The organism is Myxococcaceae bacterium JPH2 (assembly GCA_016458225.1).
GTDB lineage: Bacteria > Myxococcota > Myxococcia > Myxococcales > Myxococcaceae > Citreicoccus.
Window position 1 is genome coordinate 125,983 of sequence record JAEMGR010000001.1, and the last position, 22,904, is coordinate 148,886.

Here is a 22,904-nt window from a genome sequence, read left to right on the forward strand (position 1 = left end):
CCAGGCAGGAATTTCGACGGGTTGCGTTCCGGATCCCTCTGAACGCGTCAGCCGCACCGGGGCTCCCAAACACCCCCCCAAGATGCCCACGGATGGGCACCGACCGGGTGAGGAAGAGGGGGCGGGCGGCCCACGCGCGTGGTGGAGGGCCTCGAACGCTTGAAGAGAAGCAGGCCCCCCCGGCACGGTGCCGGTTGCAATGCGGGGCGACATGAACTCGGAGGAGCAGGCGGTGGTCCCCTTGGCCCTCACCCCAGCGATGCAGGTCCCCCCCGGAGACTCCGGGGTGTACGGCTTCTCTGGAGGGCCTGGAGCCGCCTCTCCCCTCGCAGCGTGCTCGGAGGCGTGGCCCCTCGCCGCCCCCCGTCCGGTGTGGTCCGCCCTACCGCGCGCGCGTCCAGGATTCATCCATGAGCAGTGTCCTCGTCATCAACGCCGCGGGTCGCGAGACCCGAGTGGCGCTCGTCGAGAACGGACACATCGCGGAGTTCTATCTCGAGCGTAAGAAGGACAAGGGAGTCGTTGGGAACATCTACAAGGGTCGCGTCGTCCGGGTGCTCCCCGGCATGCAGGCGGCTTTCGTGGACATCGGTCTGGAGAAGGCCGCGTTCCTGTATGTCAGCGACGTCGTCTATGACCCTGACTTCGCCCGCGCTCAGTTCGAACTGACCGAGGGCGAGCACGAAGACGCCCCCGAGGTCCCCACCGAGATGGAGGCGGATGCCGCCGAGGCAGCCGCTGAAGCCGCCGTCCAAGAACCCGGGCCGCACGCCACCGAGGTCGAAGCCGAGGCCCAGGCGCTGGCCGCGGGCTCCGAGGTGAACGCCCCGCTGACCGAGGCGCTGCCTCACGACACCGCGGTGGAGCTGGCTGCTACGTCGCCCGCGCTCATCCCGGTTGAGGCTGCGGCCGTCGCGGTCATTCCCGCCGAGGGTGCCGCCGCCGTGGCGAGCCCCGAGGCCCCCGCCCCCACCGAGTCCGTGGCCGTCGCGGTGCTGGAGGCGGTGTCCACCGACGCGTCCGCCCTCCCGCCCGCGGAAGCCGCGCCGATGGCGACGGGCACGGATGACGGCGCCGGGGTGGCGCTGACCTCCGCGGAGGCCCCGCCGCCCGCCGCCACCGCCCTGGGAGACATCATCCCCGCGCCTGAGGCAGAGGCCGTCGTGGCGCGTCCGGCGGACGTGTCCGGTGAGCGCCGCGCCCCCCGCGAGGCTCGCGAGCCCCGCGCCCGCGAGGCCCGTGAGAAGGACAAGGGCCGCCGCCCGGCCGAGGGCCAGCGCCGTGACAAGCGCGAGGACGAGAAGGAGAAGCCCAAGCAGCGCCGGACGGACAAGATCGAGGACCTGCTGAAGGTCGGCCAGGAGGTCGTGGTCCAGATCTCCAAGGACCCCATCGGCACGAAGGGCGCGCGCCTCACCTCGCACATCTCCATCCCGGGTCGCCACCTGGTGTTCATGCCCACGGTGGACCACGTGGGCATCAGCCGCCGCATCTCCAACGAGAAGGAGCGCCGGCGCCTGCGGGAGATCGTGGACCGGCTGCGCCCACCCGGGACGGGCTTCATCGTCCGCACGGTGGCGGAGAACGTTCCCCAGGAGAAGCTGGAGAGCGACATCCGGTTCCTCATCGAGGTGTGGAACCAGGTCGTGCGCCGCAACGAGAAGCGCGGGGGCCCGGGCCTGCTGCACCCGGACCTGGACCTCATCCTGCGCGCCACGCGCGACCTGTTCGCCCACGACGTGGAGAAGCTCGTCGTGGACGACCCGGAGGAGTACGAGCGCATCCAGGGCTTCGTCACCGCGCAGGACCCGGCGCTGAGAGACCGCGTCGTCCTGCACGACGGGGATGAGCCCGTCTTCGACGCGTACGGCATCGAGCAGGAGCTGCAGCGCGCCACCCAGCGCAAGGTGTGGCTGAAGAGCGGCGGCTACCTCATCATCGACCAGGCCGAGGCGCTCACCGCCATCGACGTCAACTCGGGCCGCTACGTCGGCAAGAAGAGCCTCGAGGAGACCATCACCAAGATCAACGTCGAGGCGGCCAAGGAGATCGTCTACCAGCTCCGGCTGCGCAACATCGGCGGCATCATCATCTGCGACTTCATCGACATGGAGAAGGCGCAGAACCGCGACAAGGTCTTCAAGTCGCTGCAGGAAGCGCTGGGACGCGACAAGGCGAAGACGAACGTCCTGCGCATCTCCGAGCTGGGCCTCGTGGAGATGACGCGCAAGCGCGTGCGCGAGTCCATTGGCCGCGTGCTGCACGAGGACTGCCCGTACTGCGACGGCAAGGGCTTCGTGAAGACGGCCACCACGGTGGCGTACGAGATCTTCCGCGAGATTCGTCGCGAGGCGCCGGGCTACAAGGACTCGACGCTCGTCATCAACTGCAACGCCGAGGTGGCGCGGCTGCTCCAGGGTGAGGAGCGCAACGAGCTGCGCCACCTGATGGACCGCTACAACAAGTCCATCCAGGTCAAGGCGCAGCAGAACTACCACCGCGAGCAGTACGACATCTACGGTCGCTCGGCCACGGGCCCGGAGCACAAGGTGGCCTCGTCTCCCGGCTCGGGAGATGGCGAGCTGGCCATGCAGCAGCGCCGGCCCGACAGCAACTACGGCCGCCAGGACCAGAATCGTCGAGGCGGTCGTGACCGCGACCGGGAGCGCTCGGGTGGCGGGAGTGGCGGTGGCGGCGGCGGAGACCGGCGCGAGGGTCGGCGTCCTGAGCGCGGAGGCGGCTCGGGCGGTGGCGAGCGCAGCCGCGGTGGCGGCGAGCGCGGAGGTGACCGTGAGCGCGGTGGCGGCGATCGGGAGCGCGGCGGTGACCGCGAGCGGCGCGGCGGCGAGCACCGAGGTGAGCGCGGCGAACGAGGTGACCGCGGAGAGCGCGGCGGTGAGCAGGCCGCGCGACAGACACCTCCGAGCGGCGGAGACAACTCCGGCGGCGCCCCGCCGTCCTCGACCGGGGGAGGCAGCTCGGAGCCCTCGGGAGGCGGCGCGGCCTGACACGCGCCATGGGGTCGTGGGACGGAAGTCCCACGGCTCCACGCCATGATGCAGCGGAGCCTTGGGACACCCATCGTCCCAAGAGCCCCGCCTCAGGGCGCGAAGCAATGATGGGGCGTCGGTCGTGGTTGGCCCTGTGTCACCGACCGGCGTCGCGCTGACGAGCCCTGGGCTGGCCGCAGCGCCCCACCTGGAACCCTCGCGGTGGAGAGACTGCGGCCTGGGTTCCACCCCGCGGAGCGCGGAGAACGGCCCCGGCGACGCCGCCCAGCGCGGGCGCGCGGAGCCTCCGGGTCCGTGCAATGCGTGACCTTGTGGCAGAACAGCACACCGAGTGGGCTGGCCCGGGCGCCCCCGGTTTGGCTAGCCTGGACCGCTCGACCCGCATGGCCTGGCCCTCCCCACCCCACTCGCGGCGCCCCCTCGTCCCAGCGGGCCGCTTTTCCCCCCGGGCCCATGCCCGTGCGGGCTGGAGCGGGTGAGGCAGACCGTGGCTTCGGGCTCCCCATCTCACGCGGTGGCCGCACGCGACTGGTTGCTCACGCGGGCAGCACGCCTGTGGGCCCCTGTGGGTGCGACAACGCTCGGCCAGTTCGCGGCGGACACCTTCTTCGCGGCGAGAACGGTGGCCCGAGGCTTCATGGGGGAGAACCTCCGCCTCCGGGCCTCCGCCCTCACCTACGTCAGCATGTTCTCGCTGGTGCCGCTGCTGACGGTGGGCCTCGTGCTGCTCCGGGCCTTCCACCAGGAGAACTTCCAGAAGCGCTTGCGCTTCGTCATCTTCGAGCTGCTCGCGCCAGGGGTGCGCGAGGAGTCCGCGGCGTTCCTCGACCGCTTCCTGCACCCGAGCAGCACCATCGCGGTGGGCAGCATGGGCTTCCTGGCCGTGTTGCTCTCCGCGGGCTCCCTCCTCCGCCAACTCGATGGCGCCGTGAACGAGCTGTGGGGTATCCGCCGCCAGCGCCCGCTGATGGCGCGGCTGCTCATCTACGCGGGGCTGCTGCTGCTGGGCCCGTTCTTCCTCGCCGTGTCGATCTCCGGAACGGGCGCGGTGCGCTCCTTCCTGCAGACCAACATGCCGTATGCCTTCGTCTTCATCGGCATTGGCACCACGCTGACCGCCATCGTCAGCCTCACCTTGCTCTACTACTGGACGCCGTATGCCCATGTCCGTGTGCGCTCAGCGCTGTCGGGGGGGCTGGTCGCGGGCCTGGGGTGGATGCTGGCCAAGCAGGTCTACGCCGAGTTCGCCGAGCGCAGCTTCCACTACAACCCCCTCTACGGCTCCCTGGGCGCCCTGCCGCTGTTCCTCGCGTGGGTCCATGTGAGCTGGCTGTTGCTGCTCTTCGGAGCCCGGCTGGCCTATGCCGTGGAGCACACGTCCTTTCGCGATTCCTTGTTCGCCTTCGGGAGTCACCCTCGCGCCAATGAGCTGGTGGCCGCCCGAGTCGCCCAGGAAGCCACGCTCTGCTGGGTGGAAGGCCGTACCCCACCCTCTCCTCGCGAACTCGCGACCCGCATCCGCGTCCCCGAGTCCCTCGTCCACGAGGTCGTCGACCGAATGGTCGAGGGCGGCCTGCTGGAGCACGCGCGCCGAGGGGGCCTGCTCCCCGCGAAGGACCCCGCCGAGCTGACCCTGGCGGACACGACCCTGGCGGTCCATGGCGTGATGATCACCGGGGGGCCTGATACCTGGACAGGACCGAAGGCCCCGGGCTTCGAGCAGCTCGAGCCGCTCTTTCAGTCTGCCGATTGCGCGGGCATCGACTTGTTGCGGCGCACCCGCTGGGTCGATCTGCTCGCCGGGCCCGGACCTGACGCGAGGGAGGAGGCCACCCCATCCAATCCTCGGGTCGTGGCCGGTGGTCGAAATCCGTAACGTTTCTGAGTGGTTGGAAGCCTCGTCGGCTTGCATGACGGAGGGGTTCTGTTATGTTTTCTGGATTCGACCACGGGCCAGAGCGCCCTGTTGCGAAGGGGTCACCGGGTTTGCGGGAGCGTCCGATGCTCAAGTCCGATCTGATCAACATCCTCGTTGGCAAGCGAGGCGTGACCCAGAAGCAGGCTGAGGCCACCATCGAGACGATCTTCGAGTCCATGAAGGACGCCCTCTGCCGTGGCGAGAACATCGAAATTCGCGGTCTCGGCGCTTTCCATGTGAAGAACTACCAGGGATACCAGGGCCGCAACCCGAAGACGGGTGTGGTCATCCCGGTGAAGCCCAAGCGGGGCCTGCTCTTCCGCACCGGCAAGGAACTCCGCGACCGCGTCAACCGCCCCGCCCCCCAGCAGGCCCAGACGGACCTGCCGCCCTCGTCCGAGAGCAAGGGCAGCGGAACCGGCACCCTCTGAGAGAAGCGCTTCCCGTCGGACTTCAGGCTCCCGCGGACACCGCGGTGAGCCGGCCAACGGGTCGGATTTGCAGCCCCCCCTCCAGTTCGCCGTAGGTCAGCACCGCCACCTCGGGGAAGGCGCCCTCGCAGAGCTTTCGCAGGGAGCGTCGGACATCGGGCGCGGTCAGCAACACGGCGCGGCCTCCCGTGGAGATCCGTCGCACCCCTTCCAGGATTTCCGCCACCCGCTCCGGCGCGAGCGCGGGGCCGCGAGGACCTCCCGTGCGGAGTGACTCCTCGACCTCGGGATCCACGAGGTAGGCATACAGCGGTCCGGATGGCGCGAACTTGTGACTCAGGTAGCGGTGCAGCGCCTGCCGGCACCGCTCCGCGAGCGCACCGGCATCTCCTTCCGTCGTCGGGGAGACCAGCGCCTCAAGGATGGTCCGCAGGTCCCGAATGCTCACCTGCTCCTGGACGAGCCGCCGCAGCACATCCACCAGCAGCGGCAGCGGCACCTTCTGCACGGCCTCCTTCACCAGGACCGGGGCATGCGCCTCCAGCCCTTCGAGGAGCTGCTGCACCTCCTGGAGTCCCAGCAGCGCGGAGGCCCTCGCGCTCAGCACAGCGCGCAGATGGTCTGAGATGAGTTCATCGGCCCGTCGCACGGGCACCTGCGCCATCTCCAGGCGAGCGCGTGCCGCCTCCGTCACACGACAGATGGTGCGCCCAGTGGCGGGCTCCTGGGCTGGCTCCGCCTTCACCTCGAGGAAGGCCACCTCACCGGGCTGGGCCAGGGCATACAGCGCCCCCACCATGACCTGGCCCGCGCCCGCCGGTACTTCGTCCAACAGCAAGCGGTACTCCCCGGGCCCCAGATAGGACGCCTGCGTCCGTACCCGGATACCGGGGACACGAACCCCCAGCTCAAAGAACAGAGCATCGCGCACGGCATTGAGCGTCCGATGCACGAAAGCGCCCCCTTCCGCCTCAGCCAAGGGCGTCAGGTCTGGAGCGAGGTCCAACGTGAGCGGCGCGACCCCCACGGGCGCACCGCCACGCTCAGACGCAGGAGCCTCTCCAACCGTCGGAGCCGCCGCCCCCGGTGCCTTGCCCATGGATGGGTCGCCCAGGCTCGACTTCGACACCTCGCGCTGTCGCAACACATGGCCCAGCGCGCCCAGGGCCCCACCCAGCACGAAGAACGTCCCATGGGGCATTCCAGGAATGCAGGCCAATGCACCACACAGACCCGCTACGACCCAGAGCGTCTTCGCCTGTCCGAAGAACTGCGAGCCAATCTCCGAGCCCAGTGAGTCCGATTCGTTCTCCGAGGCCACGCGCGTGACGACGAGACCCGCCGCCACCGCGATGCACAACGAGGGAATCTGGGACACGAGCCCGTCGCCCATCGCGATGAGCGCGAACGTGGACGCTGCGTCCGCCAGCGACAGGCCGCCCTGGAACATGCCGATGAGCGTTCCGCCCAGGAGATTCACCGCGACGATGACCAGCCCCGCGATGACATCTCCCTTCACGAACTTCATGGCGCCGTCCATGGCCCCGAACATCTGCGACTCGCGCTCCAGGTCGCGCCGTCGTCGCCGCGCCGCAGCCTGGTCGATGGCCCCCGCTCTCAGGTCCGCGTCGATGGACATCTGCTTGCCTGGCATCGCATCCAGCGTGAACCGAGCCGAGACCTCCGCCACGCGCTCCGCGCCCTTGGTCACCACCAGCAACTGCACCAGGGTCAAGATGGCGAACACCACCCCGCCCACGACGTAGTCGCCGCGCACCACGAACTCACCGAAGGCCTGGATGACGGCCCCCGCATGCCCCTCGGCGAGCGCCAATCGCGTGGACGACACGTTCAAGGACAGGCGGAACAACGTGGTGAAGAGCAACAGCGTGGGAAAGGCAGTCACCTTCAACGCATCCCGCGCGTACAGCGCCGCGACCAGGAGCGCCACCGACACCGCGAGGTTGAGCGCGAGCCCCACATCCAAGAGCCACGCAGGTAAGGGAATGATGAGCGCGCCCAGGACCGCGGCCATGGCCAGCGCCAGCAGCACGTCCGACGAAGTTCGCGCCCACACCTTCTCGAGGCGATGAATCATGGCGTCCACCTCGCCGGATGCATGTCCGAGGACTTCGCCTCCAGCGCCGTCCGGAGCACCACCGCGGCGGCTTGATACAGCTCCTCGGGAATCGGCTCGCCCACGTCGAAGTGAACCAGGCTGCGCGCCAACGGGACGTCACGGATGATGGGGATGCCCAGCTCCAGTGCCTCTGCACGCAGGGCCAGGGCCTCTGCTTCACGGCCCTTCGCGACGAGATACGGGGCGTCACACTCCGCGGAGTCGTAGCGCAATGCGACCGCGATATGCGTGGGATTGATGACCATGGCGGTGGCCTTTTGCACCCCACGTGCCGCGCCTCCCTGCGAGAGCTGGCGATGGAGGGCCCTGCGCTGCCCCTTGTTGCGAGGATCTCCCTCGCTCTCCTTGTGCTCTCGGCGCACCTCCTCGCGAGACATCATGAGGTCACGGCGGTGTCGCCATCGCGCCAACAGGTAGTCGAGCACGCCCAGTACCAACAGCAGCCATGCCAGGCGGAGACACAGCCCCGACAGGCACTCGCCCAGGAACCGCGCGCCACCCACTCCGTCACTCCAGATGGACCGCAGCGCATCGGCGCCGCTCGCGACGACTTCGCGCCAGACCACGAAGGCAACCAAGGCCGTCACAACCAAGGCCTTTCCCACCTCCAGCATCGCGCGCCCGCTGAACAATCGCTTGAATCCCGCGACGGGATTGACTCGCTCCAGACTGGGGAGCACATGCGCCGGATTCAGCTCGAAACCCACCGTCGCCACTGAAACTCCGAAGGCGGCCAACAGCGCTCCACCGAGCGCGGGACCACTGAGACTCACGACGAGCCTCGCGGCCTCCATCCCCACATCCGGGGCCCGCTGCTCCAACAGGAGCCGAGCAGTCCAGGCCATCAACTTCGCGCTCCCATCGCGAGCGTGTGACAGGAATCCCAGAAGTCCCCCCAGCGTCACCGCACTGGCGGACAGCATACGACTGCGTGCGACCTGGCCCTTGCGCCGCGCCTCTCGCAAGCGCCGAGGTGTCGGCTGTTCTGTCTTCTCCCCGCTCACTGAACCTTCTCCCCAAGCCAGGCCAGTGCCTCGCCGCTCGCCATGACGCCCGCGAGCAATCGCTCGCACATGACGCCCACACCGAGCCAGAGAACAGCTCCGCCTCCCAGGATTCGCAGCGGAGCGCCCAGCTCCTTCAAGTCGACCTGGGCCGCGACTCGCGAGGCCATCCCCAGGAAGCAATCCACCGCCAGCACCGCGGCGGCGACAGGCGCCCCCACCGCCAGCCCTGTCGTCATCGCGGCCCCCACCCAAGTCGCGACCCGCACGACGGCGACTTCCGTCGGCACAAAGACACCCAGCCGCACGACACCAAATCCTCGAATCAATCCGGAGAGAACGAGCGGGAAGGCACTCCCAGAAACCACGAGCGCAAGCAGCAGGTTGTAGAGCCCCTCCCCCGTAGCGGACTCGCGACTTCCCGCCACGGGCAGACTCGCTTCCGCGGACGTGCCTCGGACGAGATCGATCATGCGCCCCGCCATCCGCGCCGAGTCGAACGGCAAGGCAGCCACCAGCCCCATCACCGAGCCCATGACGAACTCCCGCACCACGAGCGCCCCCAGTTCGAAAGGCGTCTCAACGAGTTGCGGCAAGCTCACGCCCGCTTCCAGGTGTAAGAACAACGAGAGCGCCAGCACCAGTGCCAGCTTCACGGAAGTGGGCGCGGCCTGCCCTCCGAGCAGTGGGCACAGAAAGGCGATCGGGATGAGACGTGACGCGCACAGCGCCACCGCGACGAGGTGGGGTACCAGAGCGGTCAGTGACTCGTTCAGCATCGCGGGACTCACAGCGAGACCTCCGCGATGAGCATCAAGAGTTGCTGGGTGAAACGAACGAGCTGCGCCGCAATCCACGGTCCCGCGAGCACCAGCGCCGCCACGGCCGCGCACAGCTTGGGCACCACCGAGAGCGTGCTTTCCTGAATCTGCGTCGTGGCCTGAAAGAGGCTCGCCGCGAAGCCCACCACCAGACTCGCGCCAATCGGAGGCAACGAGGCCAGCACCATCAACAGCAGCGCCTCGCGCCCCAGGGTGAGCAGCATGTCTTGGGTCATGTCACCGGTACCCCAAGATGAGCCCACGCGCGAGCAGCGCCCAGCCATCCACCGCGACGAAGAGCAGGATCTTGAAGGGCAGACTCACCTGACTGGGCGACAAGGTCTGCATCCCCAGGGCGAGCAACACATTGGCGATGACCATGTCCAGGACAAGGAAGGGTAGGAAGACGATGAAGCCAATCTCAAAGGCCTCTTTCAGCTCCGTGATGACGAAGGCGGGGATGATGACGAACACGTCCTCCTCCTTGACCTGAGAGGCCTCTTCGGGAGGCCGCAGCTCGCGCGCGAGGTCCGCGAAGCGAGCACGCTCCTCCACGCTGCCGTGCTTCAACAGAAAGGCCCGCAGGGGCTCGGAGACCCGAGCCGCCGCGACCAGGACCTCAGTGCCAGAGTCCACGTCGCGATAGGCGACCCGCCCCGCGTCGTACATGTGCTCCGCCACGGGCGCCATGATGTGCCCGGTCAGCACGGCCGCCAGCCCCGTGAGCACCAAGGTAGGCGGCGCCTGCTGTGTTCCCATCGCCGAGCGAGCCAGGGACAACACCACCGCGATCTTCGAGAAGCTCGTCAGCATCAAGACCGCGAAGGGCAGCAACGACATGAGCGCGAGCAGCCCCATCATCGCCACGGGGTTTCCCGCGTACGACATCTGCGACAGCGACTCTCCCGCCGCGAACGAGGCCGTGGGCGCCAGCAGCGCCAGCCCGGTCAGCACCCGAGTCATCACGCCACCACCTTGGGGAATCCGCGGCGGTATCGCGAACGCCACAAGAGAGGCAGCGACCGCGCGAAGGGACGCGGCTTTTTCGTCTCGCGGATCTCCGCGAAGGAGTCCCCGTGCACCACCAGATAGCCACGCCCATCCACCTCCACCAATGCCAATCCACAGCGCTGCGACAGACCCGCCCTCGACACCACCGTCATCCGTGAGGGGGGCACCACCCCAGGCCCCGCCATCGCGCGACGGCGCCACCACCAGCCCAGCGCGCCGACCACTGAGACACCGAGAATCCCTCGCGCCACCGTCGCCGCCGACACGCCTCCGCCCAAGGGGACGGCGGCAAGCAATCCCAGCATCAGCGCGACCGCCCACATGAGCCGCGTCCGAATCGACAGCGATGCCATCCATGCGCGCACGTCGAACCTCATGGCAGCAGCGCGAGGATGCGGGCACCAACCTCGCCCTCAATATCGACCAACTCCGCTCGCGCGACTGCCCGTTCTCCCACGCGCAGCAGCACCGGATCACTCGCGTTGATGTGCAGCGGGACCAGCGCCCCCGGCCGCATCCCCATCAACTCCGTCAGCGGCAACATCACGCGGGCCAGCTCAATCTCCACGTCCACGGGAAGCGGGGGCATTCCCTCGCTCGACTCACTGCCTGCGACCATGACCAACTCCTGGGATGACGCGCCCGAGTGAGCGCGGTTCAACGAGAAACCATCCGACTGAAACGACCCGCTCAGGGCGAACCCCGAGGTCACCAGTCGCCCTGGACCTCGGATGTGGCCCGCCTCGCGGTGCACACCCTCGAAAACGATGACGTCTCTGCCTCGCAGGGACTCCAGCGCGCCCGGCGAGAGCCGGCTCCGTCCAGCGCGACATCGCGCAGGAATCGCCACCGACAGCCATTGCGACGCGGGCTCCCGCACCGGTGCACGGGGCAGGGATTGAAGCGCGACCTGGAGCGAGTGCGCCGGCAACACGAGGCGCGCGCCTCCAACCACCTCCCCCAGACGCACGCGCAGCTCGATGCCCACGTGACGCCGACGCGCCTCCATCCGTGCCACGACGTCCGCACCGCGCGCCGTCACCGCAAGCAGCCGCGGTCCCAGCAGGTCATGGGGCACGCCCTGCGCTCGCGTCGCCGAGAGCACCGCGAGGAGCAAGAACACCAGTGTGGACTCCTCCAGACGGGTGAGGGCCTCCAACGGAGCGGCGCGGCGACCTGCCCCCGCCAATTGCCCCAGCGCGGAGAAAACCAGGGAGGGCTCCAGCTCCAGGACCGCCACTCCACCCACCGCGGACAGCTCCAGCACCGCGAAGACATTTCCGGCTGCGAGCCCCGATGCCGGAACGAGCACCGACTCCAACACCCGCGCCTCCGCGGAAACGCTGACGTCCAGCTCGCGCGTCAGCGCTTCACACGCGACACGCAGTGCCGCATCCCCTAGCGCAGCCGTATCCGGGCGCTGAGACAGGAGCAGATGCGCACGGGAGAGCTTGCGCATGGCCAACCAGGTCGGCCGTGCGCTGCGCTGGGATGAAGAAGAGGCACGAAACGGATTCGTCATGGACTTGGGCGCCATGGCAATGCAGGTGCACGGCCAACATGAGCGCGAGTGGGAACAGGTGGTTGTGAGCGAGCGGCATCCGCGAGCCGGATGCCGAGTACACGGAGCTGGACACTCCGCAGGTCAGCGCGTCGCCTCGCGAATGAGTCGTGCGGCGAGCGCCTCCATTCCGGAGGCGCCTTCCTGGGCTGTGCCCTCGAGCACCTGCCCTGGAAAGAGGCTGCGGTGATACGGAGGCAGCGCGCGGTAGAGCGCCTTTCGCAATGGGCCGCTCGCGGAGGCCATCACCGCGCGCAGTCGCTCCGCCGCGTCTTCGCGTTCACCAAAGGCCATGGCGACCCTCGCTTGACGGCGCGCCGACTGCAGCGTGGCGACCTCCGCCAACAGGCCTCGGGCTTGCTCGGCATCCGCAGCAACCAGTCCGTCCAACAACTCCAAGGCTCGGTCCCGGGCCAGGGCGTGAAGCACCAGGACGCAGCGCTCCAACGAGAGGGGTAGCGAAGGAGATGCCTTCGGCTCCGACTGGACGTGCGGCCCTGGATTCGGAGCAGCCACCGTCCTCCGCACAGGCCGCGAGGCCCGTCCCGCTCGCGTCACGTCCATGCGGAGGCCCTCATGTGACCTTGCGGGGCGCGGCCGGCGTCAGCACGGGGCGCGGTGGGGTGGTCGGCACCGAGGACGGCTCACTCCGCATCCGATAGTGTTTCAGCTTCAGCGTCACCAGCACCAGGGCCACCGCCAGCACGGTGAGAACCATCCCAAGTGCCGCGAGGAGGATTCGCAGGCGCGCCAGCGGAGACGCATTCGGCTGCGCCACGGGCATCACTCGGGTCGTCACCTCGTCCACGAGCAGGGACACGCCCTCCGGCGAAAGCCCCTCCACCCCACCCGCGAGGAGCGTCTTGAGTGACTCCGTGGACTGGCGCAGATGCGCGGCGCGACCGGGTTCGGCCCGCAGCATGGCCGCGGCCTTCGATGCGGCCACGGGTTGTCCCGACCGAGGTAGAGAGGGCAGCACCAGATGCACTCGCGCCAGCAGGACACCGTCCACGGTTTGCAGCGTCTTCTCCAGCTCCCGCTCCAGCACCCGCGTTCGACAGACCTGCTCCTCCAGGGGGGTGCGCACCAGTCCGCTTCCGCCGAAGACTTCACATCCCGACTCCTCGGGCGGACGCGGCAACCCCAGCTCCGCGAGAATGCGAACAGCGTCGGAGGCATGCTCTTCCTCGACCTCCACCGACCATGAGGGCTTCTTGCCCCCTTCCGCGACCTTGCGCGCATCGAGCCCCCGCTCGATGAGGACCGTCTGAAGGAGGTTGGCCTGCCGCTCATCCAACCCGTGTTGAATCTGCTCACGACATGCCGTGACACCCTGAAGACAGAGCAGGAGCAGCACGGCTCGACACAAGAAACGCATGCGAGGAGTTCCTCAAATCTGGGTCTGCAGAACCTGCTTCACGCCGCTCGTGGCCTTCTCGACAACCTTGCCCGCGAGATCGAGTTCCTGACTCGCGCGGTAGACTCGCGCTTGAAGGCCCAGCAGCTCGGTGGCTGTGAAGGTGCGGCCGGACTCGGCCAGCCGCATGACGTGGTCCAATTGCTTGCGCGCCTGGTCGACGCCCTCCAACACCTGAGCCACATGCTGCGCTCGCGCGGATTGAACCGAGCCCACTCGCGTGTCGGGCTTCGCGCCCTCCACCGCAGCGCACGTCTTCCGCGTGTCGTCCACGCGCGATGGACTCCGCGCCACCTCCGAGGTAGCCGCGCCCTCTCGCGGACCCGATACTCGCGGGGGCCCCGAGCTCTTCGGCAGCTCCCGCGCACCGTCCAGGACGTCTCGAAACGACTCTCTCGGCGAGACACCCGAGGCCACGCTTCCCGTGGGCCCCATCTTGTCGATGCCCATGGGCGCCTCAGCGGATGTTGTTGATGGCCGCCTTCGCGGAGTCGTGGCGGACCTTCATGATGTTGGAGATGGCGTTGTGCTCGCGGCTCTCCTGCTGCATCTCGTTCTGGAGCTGGAGGTAGGCCATGTTGAACTTCTGGCCCTCCGCGTTCATGAGCTTCTGGGCCTCCATCAAGTCCCACGCATCGCCCTGCCCCGCGCTGCTGCCCCCCACGCTCGTGCCCCCCTTCAGCGGCACCGTCGTCGACCCCACGGAGGAGGCCACCACCGAACTCACGCTGGAGATGGCCGCGCTCGTGATGGGCCCCCCCGGAATCATCCCGCCCACGAGCCCCGCGCCCGTGCGCACGACTTCGCGCGCCGCTCGCGCGAGGCTGGGGCCGAACTCACTTCGCGGCGTCTGCCGAGCAACAGTCTGGGTAATGGTCAGCGAGGGAAGTGCGTGGGATGAGTCCAAGGGATGCCTCCGGCGATGGGTCGCCGTGGGCTCATTCCAATGGGCATGCCAGCCGCCAAGCCGTGGGAATGACAGGCGGAACAACCTGCGGCGCCCCCACGCGCCGCTCCCATCCCGGAGAAGGCGTCCACCGACGTGGACGGAGCACGGACCGCTCGAAAACTTGCCTCTCGGCCGGGCTGCTCCAGAGTTGTCGCACCCTGTCGCTCGCGAAGGAGAGAGACCCGGTGATGACCTCCCCTGGTGCACCCAGCACGGCCGAACGCTTTCACCCTCGCGTCGAGGCCAATCTCCCCGTCAAGGTGCTCCTGTCCGGGCGCACCGTGTCGGCTCAGGCGCGCGACGTGTCCATGGCCGGGCTGTTCCTTCTCGCGCACGCGGCGGAGACCCAGCAGACCCTCACCATCGCCTTGCCGCTACCGGGTGACCGAGAGCTCGTCACCACGTGCGAGATTCGGCGGCGCGAGGTGGATGGCGTGGCGCTGGAGTTTGGTCCCCTGGACTGGGACGACCTCATCGCCCTGGCGCGCTTCCTCCATCCGCGCCTGCCCTGAGCGAAACGCCGACGGTCAGCTCGACGCGGCCATCCGCGTGCGCAGCCGCTCCACCAGCGCCATCAACTCCGCGCCTCGGAATGGCTTGTGGATGTAGCCATCCGCGCCCGCGGCCGTCGCGCTCTCCACATCCGACTTCTTCGCCTTCCCGGTCAGCATGTAGAGCGGCACGCCCGCCGTGGACGGATCGCTCTTGAGGATGCGGCAGACCGAAACGCCATCGAGTTGCGGTAGCACCACGTCCATCAAGATGAGGTGGAAGGGCTGACTCTTCGCGAGCTTCAGGCCCTCCAACCCATTCGCAGCGCACACCACATCCACAGCGCCATCGCTCAACATGGAGCGGACGAGTTCGCGAATGACGGGTTCGTCCTCGACGAGCAGGATGTGGAAAGGTGCCTGGGCGTTGACGGCCATCGTTCCTCGGAATCGACCCTCGGGCCTCACTCGAATGCGGGAGCCTCGCCAGGCTCTGCTGCGCCAACGTGCGCGCGGGGGCGGGGTATAGCCCCGCCGGCACCGCTCGCACCAGCAACCCCCGCCCGTTCTGTAGCGAAGTACCCACGACACCCCGCGGAGATTCCGCGCGCAGCGGTGTCTCACGCTGGGGTGTCGCCAGACACCCTCCCATTTCTCACACACGCCCGTACGTCGCGGCATGCGGAGACGCTCGGGAGCAGGTCAGATGTCCGCCACACCCTCGCGCTCGGCCCAGCCCTCCAGGCCGTTGGGCAGGCGGATGCGCACGAAGCGTCCCGACTCATCCAGCATCTGCACCTTGAGGCCCGCGTGAACCTCGAAGAGCGAGCGAGCGCCGTCACGTGGCAGCTCTCGCGCCGCCACCGTGGGCGCCACAATCACCGCCTCGTGAACGTTCTGGTGGACCCAGACATGCGCGACGAGCAGCGCACCCGCTGGCACCGACGCGGTGAGGCACAGGCCCATCAGCACCGCGGTGACAGTGCCGCGCGCCCAGGGCCACGCGCGCCGCGCGAGGATGAGCGCGAAGCCCAGCAGCCACGCGCCCAGGAAGATCCACGACACCATCGCTCCGTCCGTCACGGCCGTCACGCGGGAGAGGAATGGCTCATCCGCCGTGGCGCCCACCACCTTGTCCACCTGGCGCGCCCGGGCCAAAGTGAGGTTCGACTCGAGGTCCGGCGCTTTTCCGCCCTGCTTCCGCGCGCGCTCCAGCGACAGCACCGCGCGGCCCAGGTCGCCGCGCGCCAGATGCGTGGTGCCCAGGTTGTAGAGGACGTCCGGGCCACCGAAGCCGTGCGACAGCAGCTTGTCGTAGCCCTCCTGCGCGGCCGCGTAGTCCTCGCGGGCATAGGCCTCGTTGGCCTGCTGGAAGAGCGCCTGTGCCTCGTCGGGCGAGTAGTAGCCCTGGGTCGTCTCGGTGCTCATCGCCCCCAGCCCTCCATGACCGCGGCGGCGGCCTCCAAGACCTTCCGGCGCTCGGCCGGCTCCACGCCGCCGCCGTAGCGCCCCATGTCGCACGCCTCCAACACGAACTGCACCCGCGCGCGTCGCTCGGCATCCACGCCCGCCGCGGCCAGACGCTCACTGAGCGCCTCACGTGTCAGCCCTCCCAGCGGCGCGCCCACTTGCGCGTCCAGGAAGCCCAGCAGTCCCTTCTCCACCTCCGCGTAGAAGGCACCCGCGTCCTTGCCCGCCAGCAGCTTCTCCGCTGCGGCCAATCGCTTGCGCGCGGCACGCGCCTGCTGCTTGCCCTTCCCTGCCTCGGTGCGCGTGGCCATCCGTCCTCGCACTCCGCCCATGAGCGCCACGCCCGCGAGCAACCCCAGCGGCGCGAGCACCGCGGTCGCGAAGAAGGGGCGCTGCCACACGGGTGTCGCTGGTGCCTCGAAGCGCGCTTGGTAGCGCACGGGCCGGATGCCGCCCGCCGTGAGGACGTTCTTCTGCTCGCTGGCCGAGTCATTCAGCCGCGGTGTCTGCGTGCCCAGCGAGGTGGTGCCACCGGCCCCCGCCTCCACGTTGAGGGTCACGGGGTCGGTGCGCGCGACCTCGTAGCGGCGTGTGCTCGGGTCGAAGTAGGGGAACTCGAGCGCGGGCAAGGTGAAGGCGCCCGTGCGCTGCGGCATCACCAGGTACTCGACGACGCGGCGGCCCTGGATGCGGTTGCGGTTGGGCGTGAGCTTGTCCGTCGTCGTCGGGTCGTAGACCTTGAGCGAGGCCGGTCCCGTGAGCTTGGGCGGCGTGATGTTCTTGACGTTGCCCGTCCCCTCCAGGACCACCTTCACGGTGACGGGCTGGCCCAGCTCCACGCGCGTGTTGGACACGTCCAGCGACAGCCGCCAGTTGCCCACGTTCGCGTTGGACATCCCCGGAGGAGCGCCCGCGGGAAGCGGCCGCACCTTCACCTTCAACGCGTTGGCGATGCGGTGCACGCGGTGGCCCGCGAAGAGGAAGCCCGTGGTGATGTCCGCCTCCGCCGCCGAGATGGTCAGCGCGCCCGGCTTCACGGGGAACAGCGCGGAGCGGCGCAGGAGATAGGTGCGGTAGGGAATGCCGTCGACAATCTTCTGGTCGCTCGACAACTGCGTGGGGTTCTCCACGGCCTCGGACCAGAAGCCCTCCAACTTGGGCATGGTGACGGAGTCCACCGAGGACAGGTCCACGCGGGAGTAGACATAGAGCGACAGCGTCACCTGCTCGCCCACGTACACATCGTCCCTGTCCAACGTCGAACGCAGGAACAGATCCGAGTCGCCCCGTGGGATGACGGGCTCGTCGGCCTCCTCGTCCTCACCGAAGGGGTCATTCGCGGTGCTCGGCAGGTTCCGGAAGGGGTCCGGCAACGCGGGGCGGGCGTTCGCCTGCGCGGAGCCCTGCGAGGCGTGGCCCTCCTTCACGGTGACGCGCAACGGATCCGTCTTCATCTGTCGCCCGCCCACGTTCAGCACCGCGGGCGGGATGGTGAGCGTGCCCGCGCGGTTCGCGCGCAGGACGAGCATGTGGCGCGTCACGTCCTGGATGACGGCGGGGCCACCACCCGACAGCGAGATGGAGCGCTGGCTGCTGCGTGAGTTGGACAACACCTCGAAGTCTTCCGACTGAGGCAGCCGCACCTGCGCGTTGGCGGGAGCGTTCACCACCACCACCGTGAGGTGGAAGGCGTCCTCGGTGCCGACCTCGGTGCGGTCCACCGTCTGGTAGAACTCGATGTCATCCGCCCATGCTGGCGCCGTGGCGAGCAGGGCAAGCACGGCGAACCACGCCGCGCGGCCGCTACCAGTCCTTCTCATTGGCCTTCCTCGGCTTCTTCTTCTGCTGGAAACGCCAGAGCTGGAGATTCTTCTCGTTCTGCTTCATCGCATCCAGCAGGCGCTCGGCCTCCTGCCGGTCGACGTCCGAGGCGGGTGTCCCGCCATCCCGGTGCGAGTCCTCCGCCTCATCCTGCTCCTGAGGCTTGCCACCATCCGCGCCGCCATCGCGCGAGTCGCCCTCACCGTCTCCCTGGCCTCCGTCGGATCCACCATCCGAGCCGCCATCGCCATTCCCCGGGCCTTGCTGCCCCCCATCCGCGCCGCCGTCGCCCTGGCCACCGTCGCTGCCGCCATCGCCTCCGTCCGCGCCCCCATCCGGTCCGCCGTCGGTACCACCATCCACCGGCGCACCACCATCGCCCTTCACGCCCCCATCCTCGCCCGCATCCGGACGGCCGCCGTCCTGCCCGCCATCCTGTCCACCATCAACTCCGCCATCCGGCTGAGGCGACTGCGGCGGCGGCAGGTTGCGCAGCACCACCTCGTAGTTGTGCCGGGCCTGCTGGTCCTGCGGATCCAGGGTGAGCGCGCGGCGATACGCACGCAGCGCTTCCTTCCGGTCGCCCGTCGAGGCCGCGAGGTTGCCCAGGTTGTACCAACTCTGCTCCGCCAGGTCGGGGCGCTTGGCCGACTGCGCCACCTGCGTGAAGGCCTCCTTCGCCTCGGCCACGCGGCCCAGCTTGGCCAGCGCGTCCGCGCGATTGAACTCCACCGCGGGGTCGTTGGGTCGCTCCTGCCGCGCGGACTCGAAGTCGCGCAGGGCGTCTTCGTAACGCCCCGCCTCGTAGGCCTCGCGCCCGCGCTGCACCAGCGGGTGGTCCTTCTCCAGCGGCCCCGCGGCCCAGGCTCGCGCCGGCAGACACAGGAGTCCCGCCACGGTCCAAGCCCAGGCTCGCGCGGGCCCCTTCCGCATCCCCTGGCCGCTCACGAGGCCCTCCGGCGCGACGGAATGAGCAGCATGCCCATCACCAGCAGCACGAGCCCCGGGATGGCGAAGGTCTGAAAGCGCTCGTCGTAACGAACGGTCACCCGGCTCTCCAGCTCGCTCTTCTGCATCTGGTCGATGCGCTCCACCACCTGCCCCATCGCCACGCCGCGCGGCTGATAGAAGAAGGCGCCACCGGACGCCTCGGCGATGGCCGTCAGCCCCGCGCGATCCAACCGGGTAATCACCGTCTCGCCGTTGGAGTCCTTCTTGTAGTCGACGAACTCGCCCCGGCGGTCATAGACGGGGATGGGCTCTCCGGACTCCGAGCCCACGCCCACCGCCAGCACCTGCACGTTGGATTCCTTCAGGGCCTCAGTGGCCTCGGCGACCTCGCCCATCAGGTCCTCGCCGTCCGACAGCAGCACCACGACGCGCTCCTTGGCGCCGCGGTCCGCGTTGTCGAGCACCTGCTTGCACAGCTTCAGCGCCGCGCCCACGTTGGTGCCGCCCTGGGGCATCATCTCGGGGTCCACCGCGCGCAGGAACAGCTTCACCGCCGAGTAGTCCGACGTGAGCGGCGACTGGATGAACGCATCGCCGGCGAACACCACCAGCCCCACGCGATCGCCCTTCAGCTCGTCCAACAGCGTGCTCAGCTCCAGCCGCGCACGGTCCAGGCGGCTCGGCTGCACGTCGCGCGCGAGCATGGACTTGGAGGCATCCAGCGCCACCACCACGTCGATGCCGCGCCGCTTGGTCAGCTCACTCTTCGAGCCGCACTGCGGCTGCGCGAGCGCGATGCCGAACAGCATCAGCCCCAGTCCATACAACCCGCCCTGCGCCGCGGGGCGCCACACCGAGACGCCCGGCGCGAGTCGCTCCGCGTGCCGCTCGTTGATGAGGATGCCCAAGCGCGAGCGCCGCCGCAGCGCCGCCACGAGCGCGAGCGCGCCCAACAGCAGGCCCACCAGACACAGGCCCAGGAAGAGCGGCTGCGCCAGTCCCGCCTGATAGCCAAGCAGCGTGAAGTGCCAGGGTCCAACGGGGGTCACGGGAACACCCTCAGGAAGGTGGAGCGCAAGAGCAGCTCCAGCGCGGCGAGCCCGAACGCGAGCAGCAGGAACGGATGGAAGTCCTCGCGGTACGTCGCGCTCGCGCCGCCCTCCATCAGCTTCGAGCGCTCGAGCGAATCGAGCACCTGCTGGAGTCCGCGCTTGAGGCCCTCGGGGTCCGTGGCGCGGTAGTACTCGCCGCCCGTGCGGTCCGAGATGTCCTGGAGCAGCTCGGGGTTGATGGGGATCTCGGTCTCGCGCCACACCGTGTTGCCGAAGAGGTCCGTGCCCCCAGGGAAGGGCACCTTGCCGCCCTTGCCCACGAGGATGGTGTAGATGGGCACGTGGAGCGACTTGGCCATGGCCGCCGCGTCCAGGGGCGAAATCTTCCCCGCGTTGTTGTCGCCGTCCGTGATGAGCACCACCACGCGGCTCTTCGCCTCCGAGTCCCGCAGGCGGTTGAGCGAGGTCGCGATGGCGTCACCAATCGCGGTGCCGTCCTCCAGCACGCGCGTGCGCAGCTGCTTGAGGACTTCCTTCAACACGCCGTAGTCGAGCGTGAGCGGCGCCTGCGTGTAGGCCGCGCCCGCGAACACCACCAGGCCCATGCGGTCATTCACGCGGCTGGAGATGAACTCGCCGAGGACTTCCTTCGCGACGTGCAGGCGATTCTGCGGACGGAAGTCACCGGCCTCCATGGACGTGGACAAGTCCAACGCCACCACGATGTCGATGCCCTCCACGCTCAGGTCCCGCACGCGCGAGTCGCGCGACTGAGGCCGGGCGATGGCGAGCACGGCCGCGGCCACCGCCGCCGCGCGAAGCACGGGCAGCAGCGGCAGCAGGTACGTGCGCAGGCCCTTGCCCCCGCGCGCGAAGACGTGCGCGGCGGAGAAGCGCAGCGTGGCGCGGCGGCGACGCTCCCAGAGCGCCGCGAGCAGCAGCAGCGGCACCAGCAGCAGGGCCGGGAGTACCTCCGGGTTATTGAACGCGAGGTCCGGCAGCATCGGCAGTCTGGGAGGGGGGCGGGGGTGGGACGTACGTCTTGTCCAGCAGCTCGTAGCCGAACGCGAGCGCGCCACGGCAGGTGTCCGGCGTGGCCTCCGCTCGCGCGTACTTCACCAGGTCGGACTCGGAGATGAAGCGCATCAGCGCGTCCTCCGGCAGACCCGGGGTGGACTTGCGGCGCAGCGAGGCCATCAGCTCCGAGGACGTGCACTCCAGCGCCTCGAACCCGTAGCGCTCACCCAGGTAGCCGCGGAGGATCTCCGACAAGCGGAAGTAGAACTCCTTCACCTGGCCGCGCCCCGGCAGGTCCTCCCCGCGCAGCATGTCCAGGGAGCGGCGCACGCGCACATCCAGCGGCTGCGGAGGCGCCTGCGTCACGCGCTTCGGGCGGTTGCGCCACCAGCGCACCAGCGCCCACGCCAGGAGCCCCGCGGCCACGAGTCCCGCCAGCACGAACAGGAGCGTCCACGAGCGGATGGGTACTTCGGTGGGCGGCTTGAAGTCGAACAGGTTGGAGCCCTGCTTGTCCGCGTCCGGCGGCAGCGTGGCGGCCACCTGGAGCATCTTGCCCGGCGCCGTGAAGGTGCGCGGCCCTTCGGGAGTCGCCACCTCGAAGGCGAGGTCCGGCAGCTTCTGCGAGCCCAGCTCGAAGGCGGACATCTTCAGGCTGAACGTGGTGGTCGCCGAGGCCGAGCCGTCCTGGCGCTCGCGCATCTGACCGAGCAACTCGAAGGGGCTGTCTGCCTGCGGCGCCACCAGCTCGTAGCGGTGGTCGCGAGGGTGCGTGAGCGTCACGGTGTACGTGAACGGCTCGCCGATGCGCACCTCCTCGGGCTCCAGCTTCAACGACATGCCCGAGGGTTCGACGGCCTCCAACGTGGGCGCACCCGCGGGCGCGGCGCGGGCCGTGGGCGAGGTGACGAGCAGCAGCGCGAGGACGAGGAAGAGCCGGGTCATGCCGCCATCCTTCGAGCACGGGCGCGGAAGAACTGCACGAGCGCCTTGCCGTGGTCGTCTCCCGCCTTCAGCTCCACGTGGTCCAGCTCCAGCTTCTTGAAGAGCTGACGGCGCTCGTCGCGAGCGGCCTGCATGGCGCGCGCGAAGCGACCGCGCACGCCCGGGTCGGAGGTGTCCACGATGAAGCGCTCGCCCGATTCGGGGTCCTCCATCTCCACGAGGCCCCGGCGCGGGAAGGCCTGTTCCAAGGGGTCCTCGATGACGACGGGGACGAGGTCGTGCTTGCGGCCCACGAGACGCAGCGGCTTCTCGTAGCCCTTCGCCAGGAAGTCGGACACGAGGAACGTGACGGCCTTTCGCTTCGCCACGCGCCGCAGGTACGAGAGCCCCGCTGACAGGTCCGTGCCCTTGCCCTCGGGACGGAACGTGAGGATGTCGCTCACGAGCCGCAGCACGTGCGTGCGACCCTTGCGCGGCGGCACGACCTTCTCCACGCGGTCCGAGAAGAGGATGAGCCCCACCCGGTCGTTGTTGGCGATGGCGCTGAAGGCGATCTGCGCGGCCACCTCCGCGGTGACCTCCGCCTTGGTGCGGTCCTTCGAGCCGAACTCATTCGAGGCCGACACGTCCACGAGGAGCATCACCGTCAGCTCGCGCTCCTCGGTGAAGACCTTGACGTAGGCCTCGTTCATCCTCGCGGTGACGTTCCAGTCGATGACGCGGATCTCATCGCCCGGCTGGTACTGCCGCACCTCGGAGAAGGCCATGCCTCGGCCCTTGAAGACCGAGTGGTACTGACCCGCGAGCATGTCCGACACCACCTTGCGGGTGCGAAGCTCCAGCTTGCGGATGCGGCGGATGAGGTCCTTGGGAAGCACGGGGCGCTCGGGGAAG

At 69.0% G+C, this 22,904-nt stretch carries 23 protein-coding genes; 4 read left to right on the plus strand and 19 right to left on the minus strand.

The annotated features are described in order from the left end of the window. Positions 1-410 precede the first annotated feature (410 nt). The 3 genes from JGU66_00555 to JGU66_00565 all read left to right on the plus strand — a co-directional run bounded on the left by JGU66_00555 (position 411) and on the right by JGU66_00565 (position 5,360). The gene (locus tag JGU66_00555) at positions 411-3,008 is read left to right on the plus strand and encodes an Rne/Rng family ribonuclease (protein ID MBJ6759230.1); all 2,598 of its coding nucleotides are present in this window, start codon (positions 411-413) and stop codon (positions 3,006-3,008) included. A gap of 490 nt (positions 3,009-3,498) precedes the next feature. Next, positions 3,499-4,887 (plus strand): YihY/virulence factor BrkB family protein, encoded by a 1,389-nt coding sequence (locus tag JGU66_00560; protein ID MBJ6759231.1) that lies wholly within the window; start codon positions 3,499-3,501, stop codon positions 4,885-4,887. A 125-nt stretch (positions 4,888-5,012) separates the two neighbouring features. Further along, positions 5,013-5,360 carry an integration host factor subunit beta gene (locus JGU66_00565; protein MBJ6759232.1) on the plus strand — a complete coding sequence of 116 codons (348 nt, stop codon included), beginning with the start codon at positions 5,013-5,015 and terminating at the stop codon, positions 5,358-5,360. Between the two features lie 22 nt (positions 5,361-5,382). Here the strand turns inward: JGU66_00565 and JGU66_00570 are convergent, their stop codons facing one another. From JGU66_00570 to JGU66_00620, 11 genes are all read right to left on the minus strand, one after another. Continuing rightward, on the minus strand, positions 5,383-7,458 hold the full coding sequence (locus JGU66_00570; GenBank protein MBJ6759233.1) for an FHIPEP family type III secretion protein: 2,076 nt from the start codon (positions 7,456-7,458) through the stop codon (positions 5,383-5,385). Continuing rightward, complete coding sequence (locus JGU66_00575) at positions 7,455-8,504, minus strand: EscU/YscU/HrcU family type III secretion system export apparatus switch protein (protein ID MBJ6759234.1); 1,050 nt, start codon at positions 8,502-8,504, stop codon at positions 7,455-7,457. Before JGU66_00575 ends, JGU66_00570 begins: the two co-directional genes overlap by 4 nt. After that, on the minus strand, positions 8,501-9,283 hold the full coding sequence (locus JGU66_00580) for a flagellar biosynthetic protein FliR (GenBank protein ID MBJ6759235.1): 783 nt from the start codon (positions 9,281-9,283) through the stop codon (positions 8,501-8,503). The genes JGU66_00575 and JGU66_00580 overlap by 4 nt, the downstream gene beginning before the upstream one ends. A gap of 8 nt (positions 9,284-9,291) precedes the next feature. Beyond that, the gene (locus JGU66_00585; GenBank protein ID MBJ6759236.1) at positions 9,292-9,561 is read right to left on the minus strand and encodes a flagellar biosynthetic protein FliQ; all 270 of its coding nucleotides are present in this window, start codon (positions 9,559-9,561) and stop codon (positions 9,292-9,294) included. Position 9,562: 1 nt separating this feature from the next. Beyond that, the gene (gene sctR, locus JGU66_00590) at positions 9,563-10,288 is read right to left on the minus strand and encodes a type III secretion system export apparatus subunit SctR (GenBank protein ID MBJ6759237.1); all 726 of its coding nucleotides are present in this window, start codon (positions 10,286-10,288) and stop codon (positions 9,563-9,565) included. Next, positions 10,288-10,689: a hypothetical protein gene (locus JGU66_00595; GenBank protein ID MBJ6759238.1), complete on the minus strand. Its 402-nt coding sequence runs from the start codon at positions 10,687-10,689 to the stop codon at positions 10,288-10,290. The genes sctR and JGU66_00595 overlap by 1 nt, the downstream gene beginning before the upstream one ends. 20 nt (positions 10,690-10,709) lie before the next feature. Then, entirely contained in the window at positions 10,710-11,858 is a 1,149-nt protein-coding gene (locus JGU66_00600; GenBank protein MBJ6759239.1) for a FliM/FliN family flagellar motor switch protein, read from the minus strand. Positions 11,859-11,981: 123 nt separating this feature from the next. Further along, complete coding sequence (locus JGU66_00605; protein MBJ6759240.1) at positions 11,982-12,326, minus strand: hypothetical protein; 345 nt, start codon at positions 12,324-12,326, stop codon at positions 11,982-11,984. 145 nt (positions 12,327-12,471) lie between these two features. Next, positions 12,472-13,275 (minus strand): flagellar M-ring protein FliF, encoded by an 804-nt coding sequence (locus JGU66_00610; GenBank protein MBJ6759241.1) that lies wholly within the window; start codon positions 13,273-13,275, stop codon positions 12,472-12,474. Between the two features lie 12 nt (positions 13,276-13,287). Next, positions 13,288-13,764 carry an ATP-dependent helicase HrpB gene (locus JGU66_00615; protein MBJ6759242.1) on the minus strand — a complete coding sequence of 159 codons (477 nt, stop codon included), beginning with the start codon at positions 13,762-13,764 and terminating at the stop codon, positions 13,288-13,290. 7 nt (positions 13,765-13,771) lie between these two features. Then, entirely contained in the window at positions 13,772-14,221 is a 450-nt protein-coding gene (locus JGU66_00620; protein MBJ6759243.1) for a hypothetical protein, read from the minus strand. Positions 14,222-14,451: 230 nt separating this feature from the next. On the opposite strand from JGU66_00620, the gene JGU66_00625 reads away from it, so the two are divergent. Beyond that, complete coding sequence (locus JGU66_00625; GenBank protein MBJ6759244.1) at positions 14,452-14,775, plus strand: PilZ domain-containing protein; 324 nt, start codon at positions 14,452-14,454, stop codon at positions 14,773-14,775. A gap of 15 nt (positions 14,776-14,790) precedes the next feature. On the opposite strand, the gene JGU66_00630 is transcribed toward JGU66_00625, so the two are convergent. The 8 genes from JGU66_00630 to JGU66_00665 all read right to left on the minus strand — a co-directional run bounded on the left by JGU66_00630 (position 14,791) and on the right by JGU66_00665 (position 22,888). Next, positions 14,791-15,192 (minus strand): response regulator, encoded by a 402-nt coding sequence (locus JGU66_00630; protein MBJ6759245.1) that lies wholly within the window; start codon positions 15,190-15,192, stop codon positions 14,791-14,793. Between the two features lie 264 nt (positions 15,193-15,456). Continuing rightward, positions 15,457-16,182: an SH3 domain-containing protein gene (locus JGU66_00635; protein ID MBJ6759246.1), complete on the minus strand. Its 726-nt coding sequence runs from the start codon at positions 16,180-16,182 to the stop codon at positions 15,457-15,459. After that, on the minus strand, positions 16,179-18,044 hold the full coding sequence (locus tag JGU66_00640; protein ID MBJ6759247.1) for a protein BatD: 1,866 nt from the start codon (positions 18,042-18,044) through the stop codon (positions 16,179-16,181). The genes JGU66_00635 and JGU66_00640 overlap by 4 nt, the downstream gene beginning before the upstream one ends. Continuing rightward, positions 18,028-18,978, minus strand: coding sequence for a tetratricopeptide repeat protein (locus JGU66_00645; protein ID MBJ6759248.1), 951 nt, complete (start codon positions 18,976-18,978; stop codon positions 18,028-18,030). Before JGU66_00645 ends, JGU66_00640 begins: the two co-directional genes overlap by 17 nt. An 11-nt stretch (positions 18,979-18,989) precedes the next feature. Then, entirely contained in the window at positions 18,990-20,045 is a 1,056-nt protein-coding gene (locus JGU66_00650) for a VWA domain-containing protein (protein MBJ6759249.1), read from the minus strand. Further along, entirely contained in the window at positions 20,042-21,058 is a 1,017-nt protein-coding gene (locus tag JGU66_00655) for a VWA domain-containing protein (protein MBJ6759250.1), read from the minus strand. Before JGU66_00655 ends, JGU66_00650 begins: the two co-directional genes overlap by 4 nt. Next, a complete protein-coding gene (locus tag JGU66_00660; protein MBJ6759251.1) occupies positions 21,027-22,010 on the minus strand; it encodes a hypothetical protein in 984 nt (327 codons plus the stop codon). The genes JGU66_00655 and JGU66_00660 overlap by 32 nt, the downstream gene beginning before the upstream one ends. After that, positions 22,007-22,888, minus strand: coding sequence for a DUF58 domain-containing protein (locus tag JGU66_00665; protein ID MBJ6759252.1), 882 nt, complete (start codon positions 22,886-22,888; stop codon positions 22,007-22,009). Before JGU66_00665 ends, JGU66_00660 begins: the two co-directional genes overlap by 4 nt. Positions 22,889-22,904: the final 16 nt, after the last annotated feature.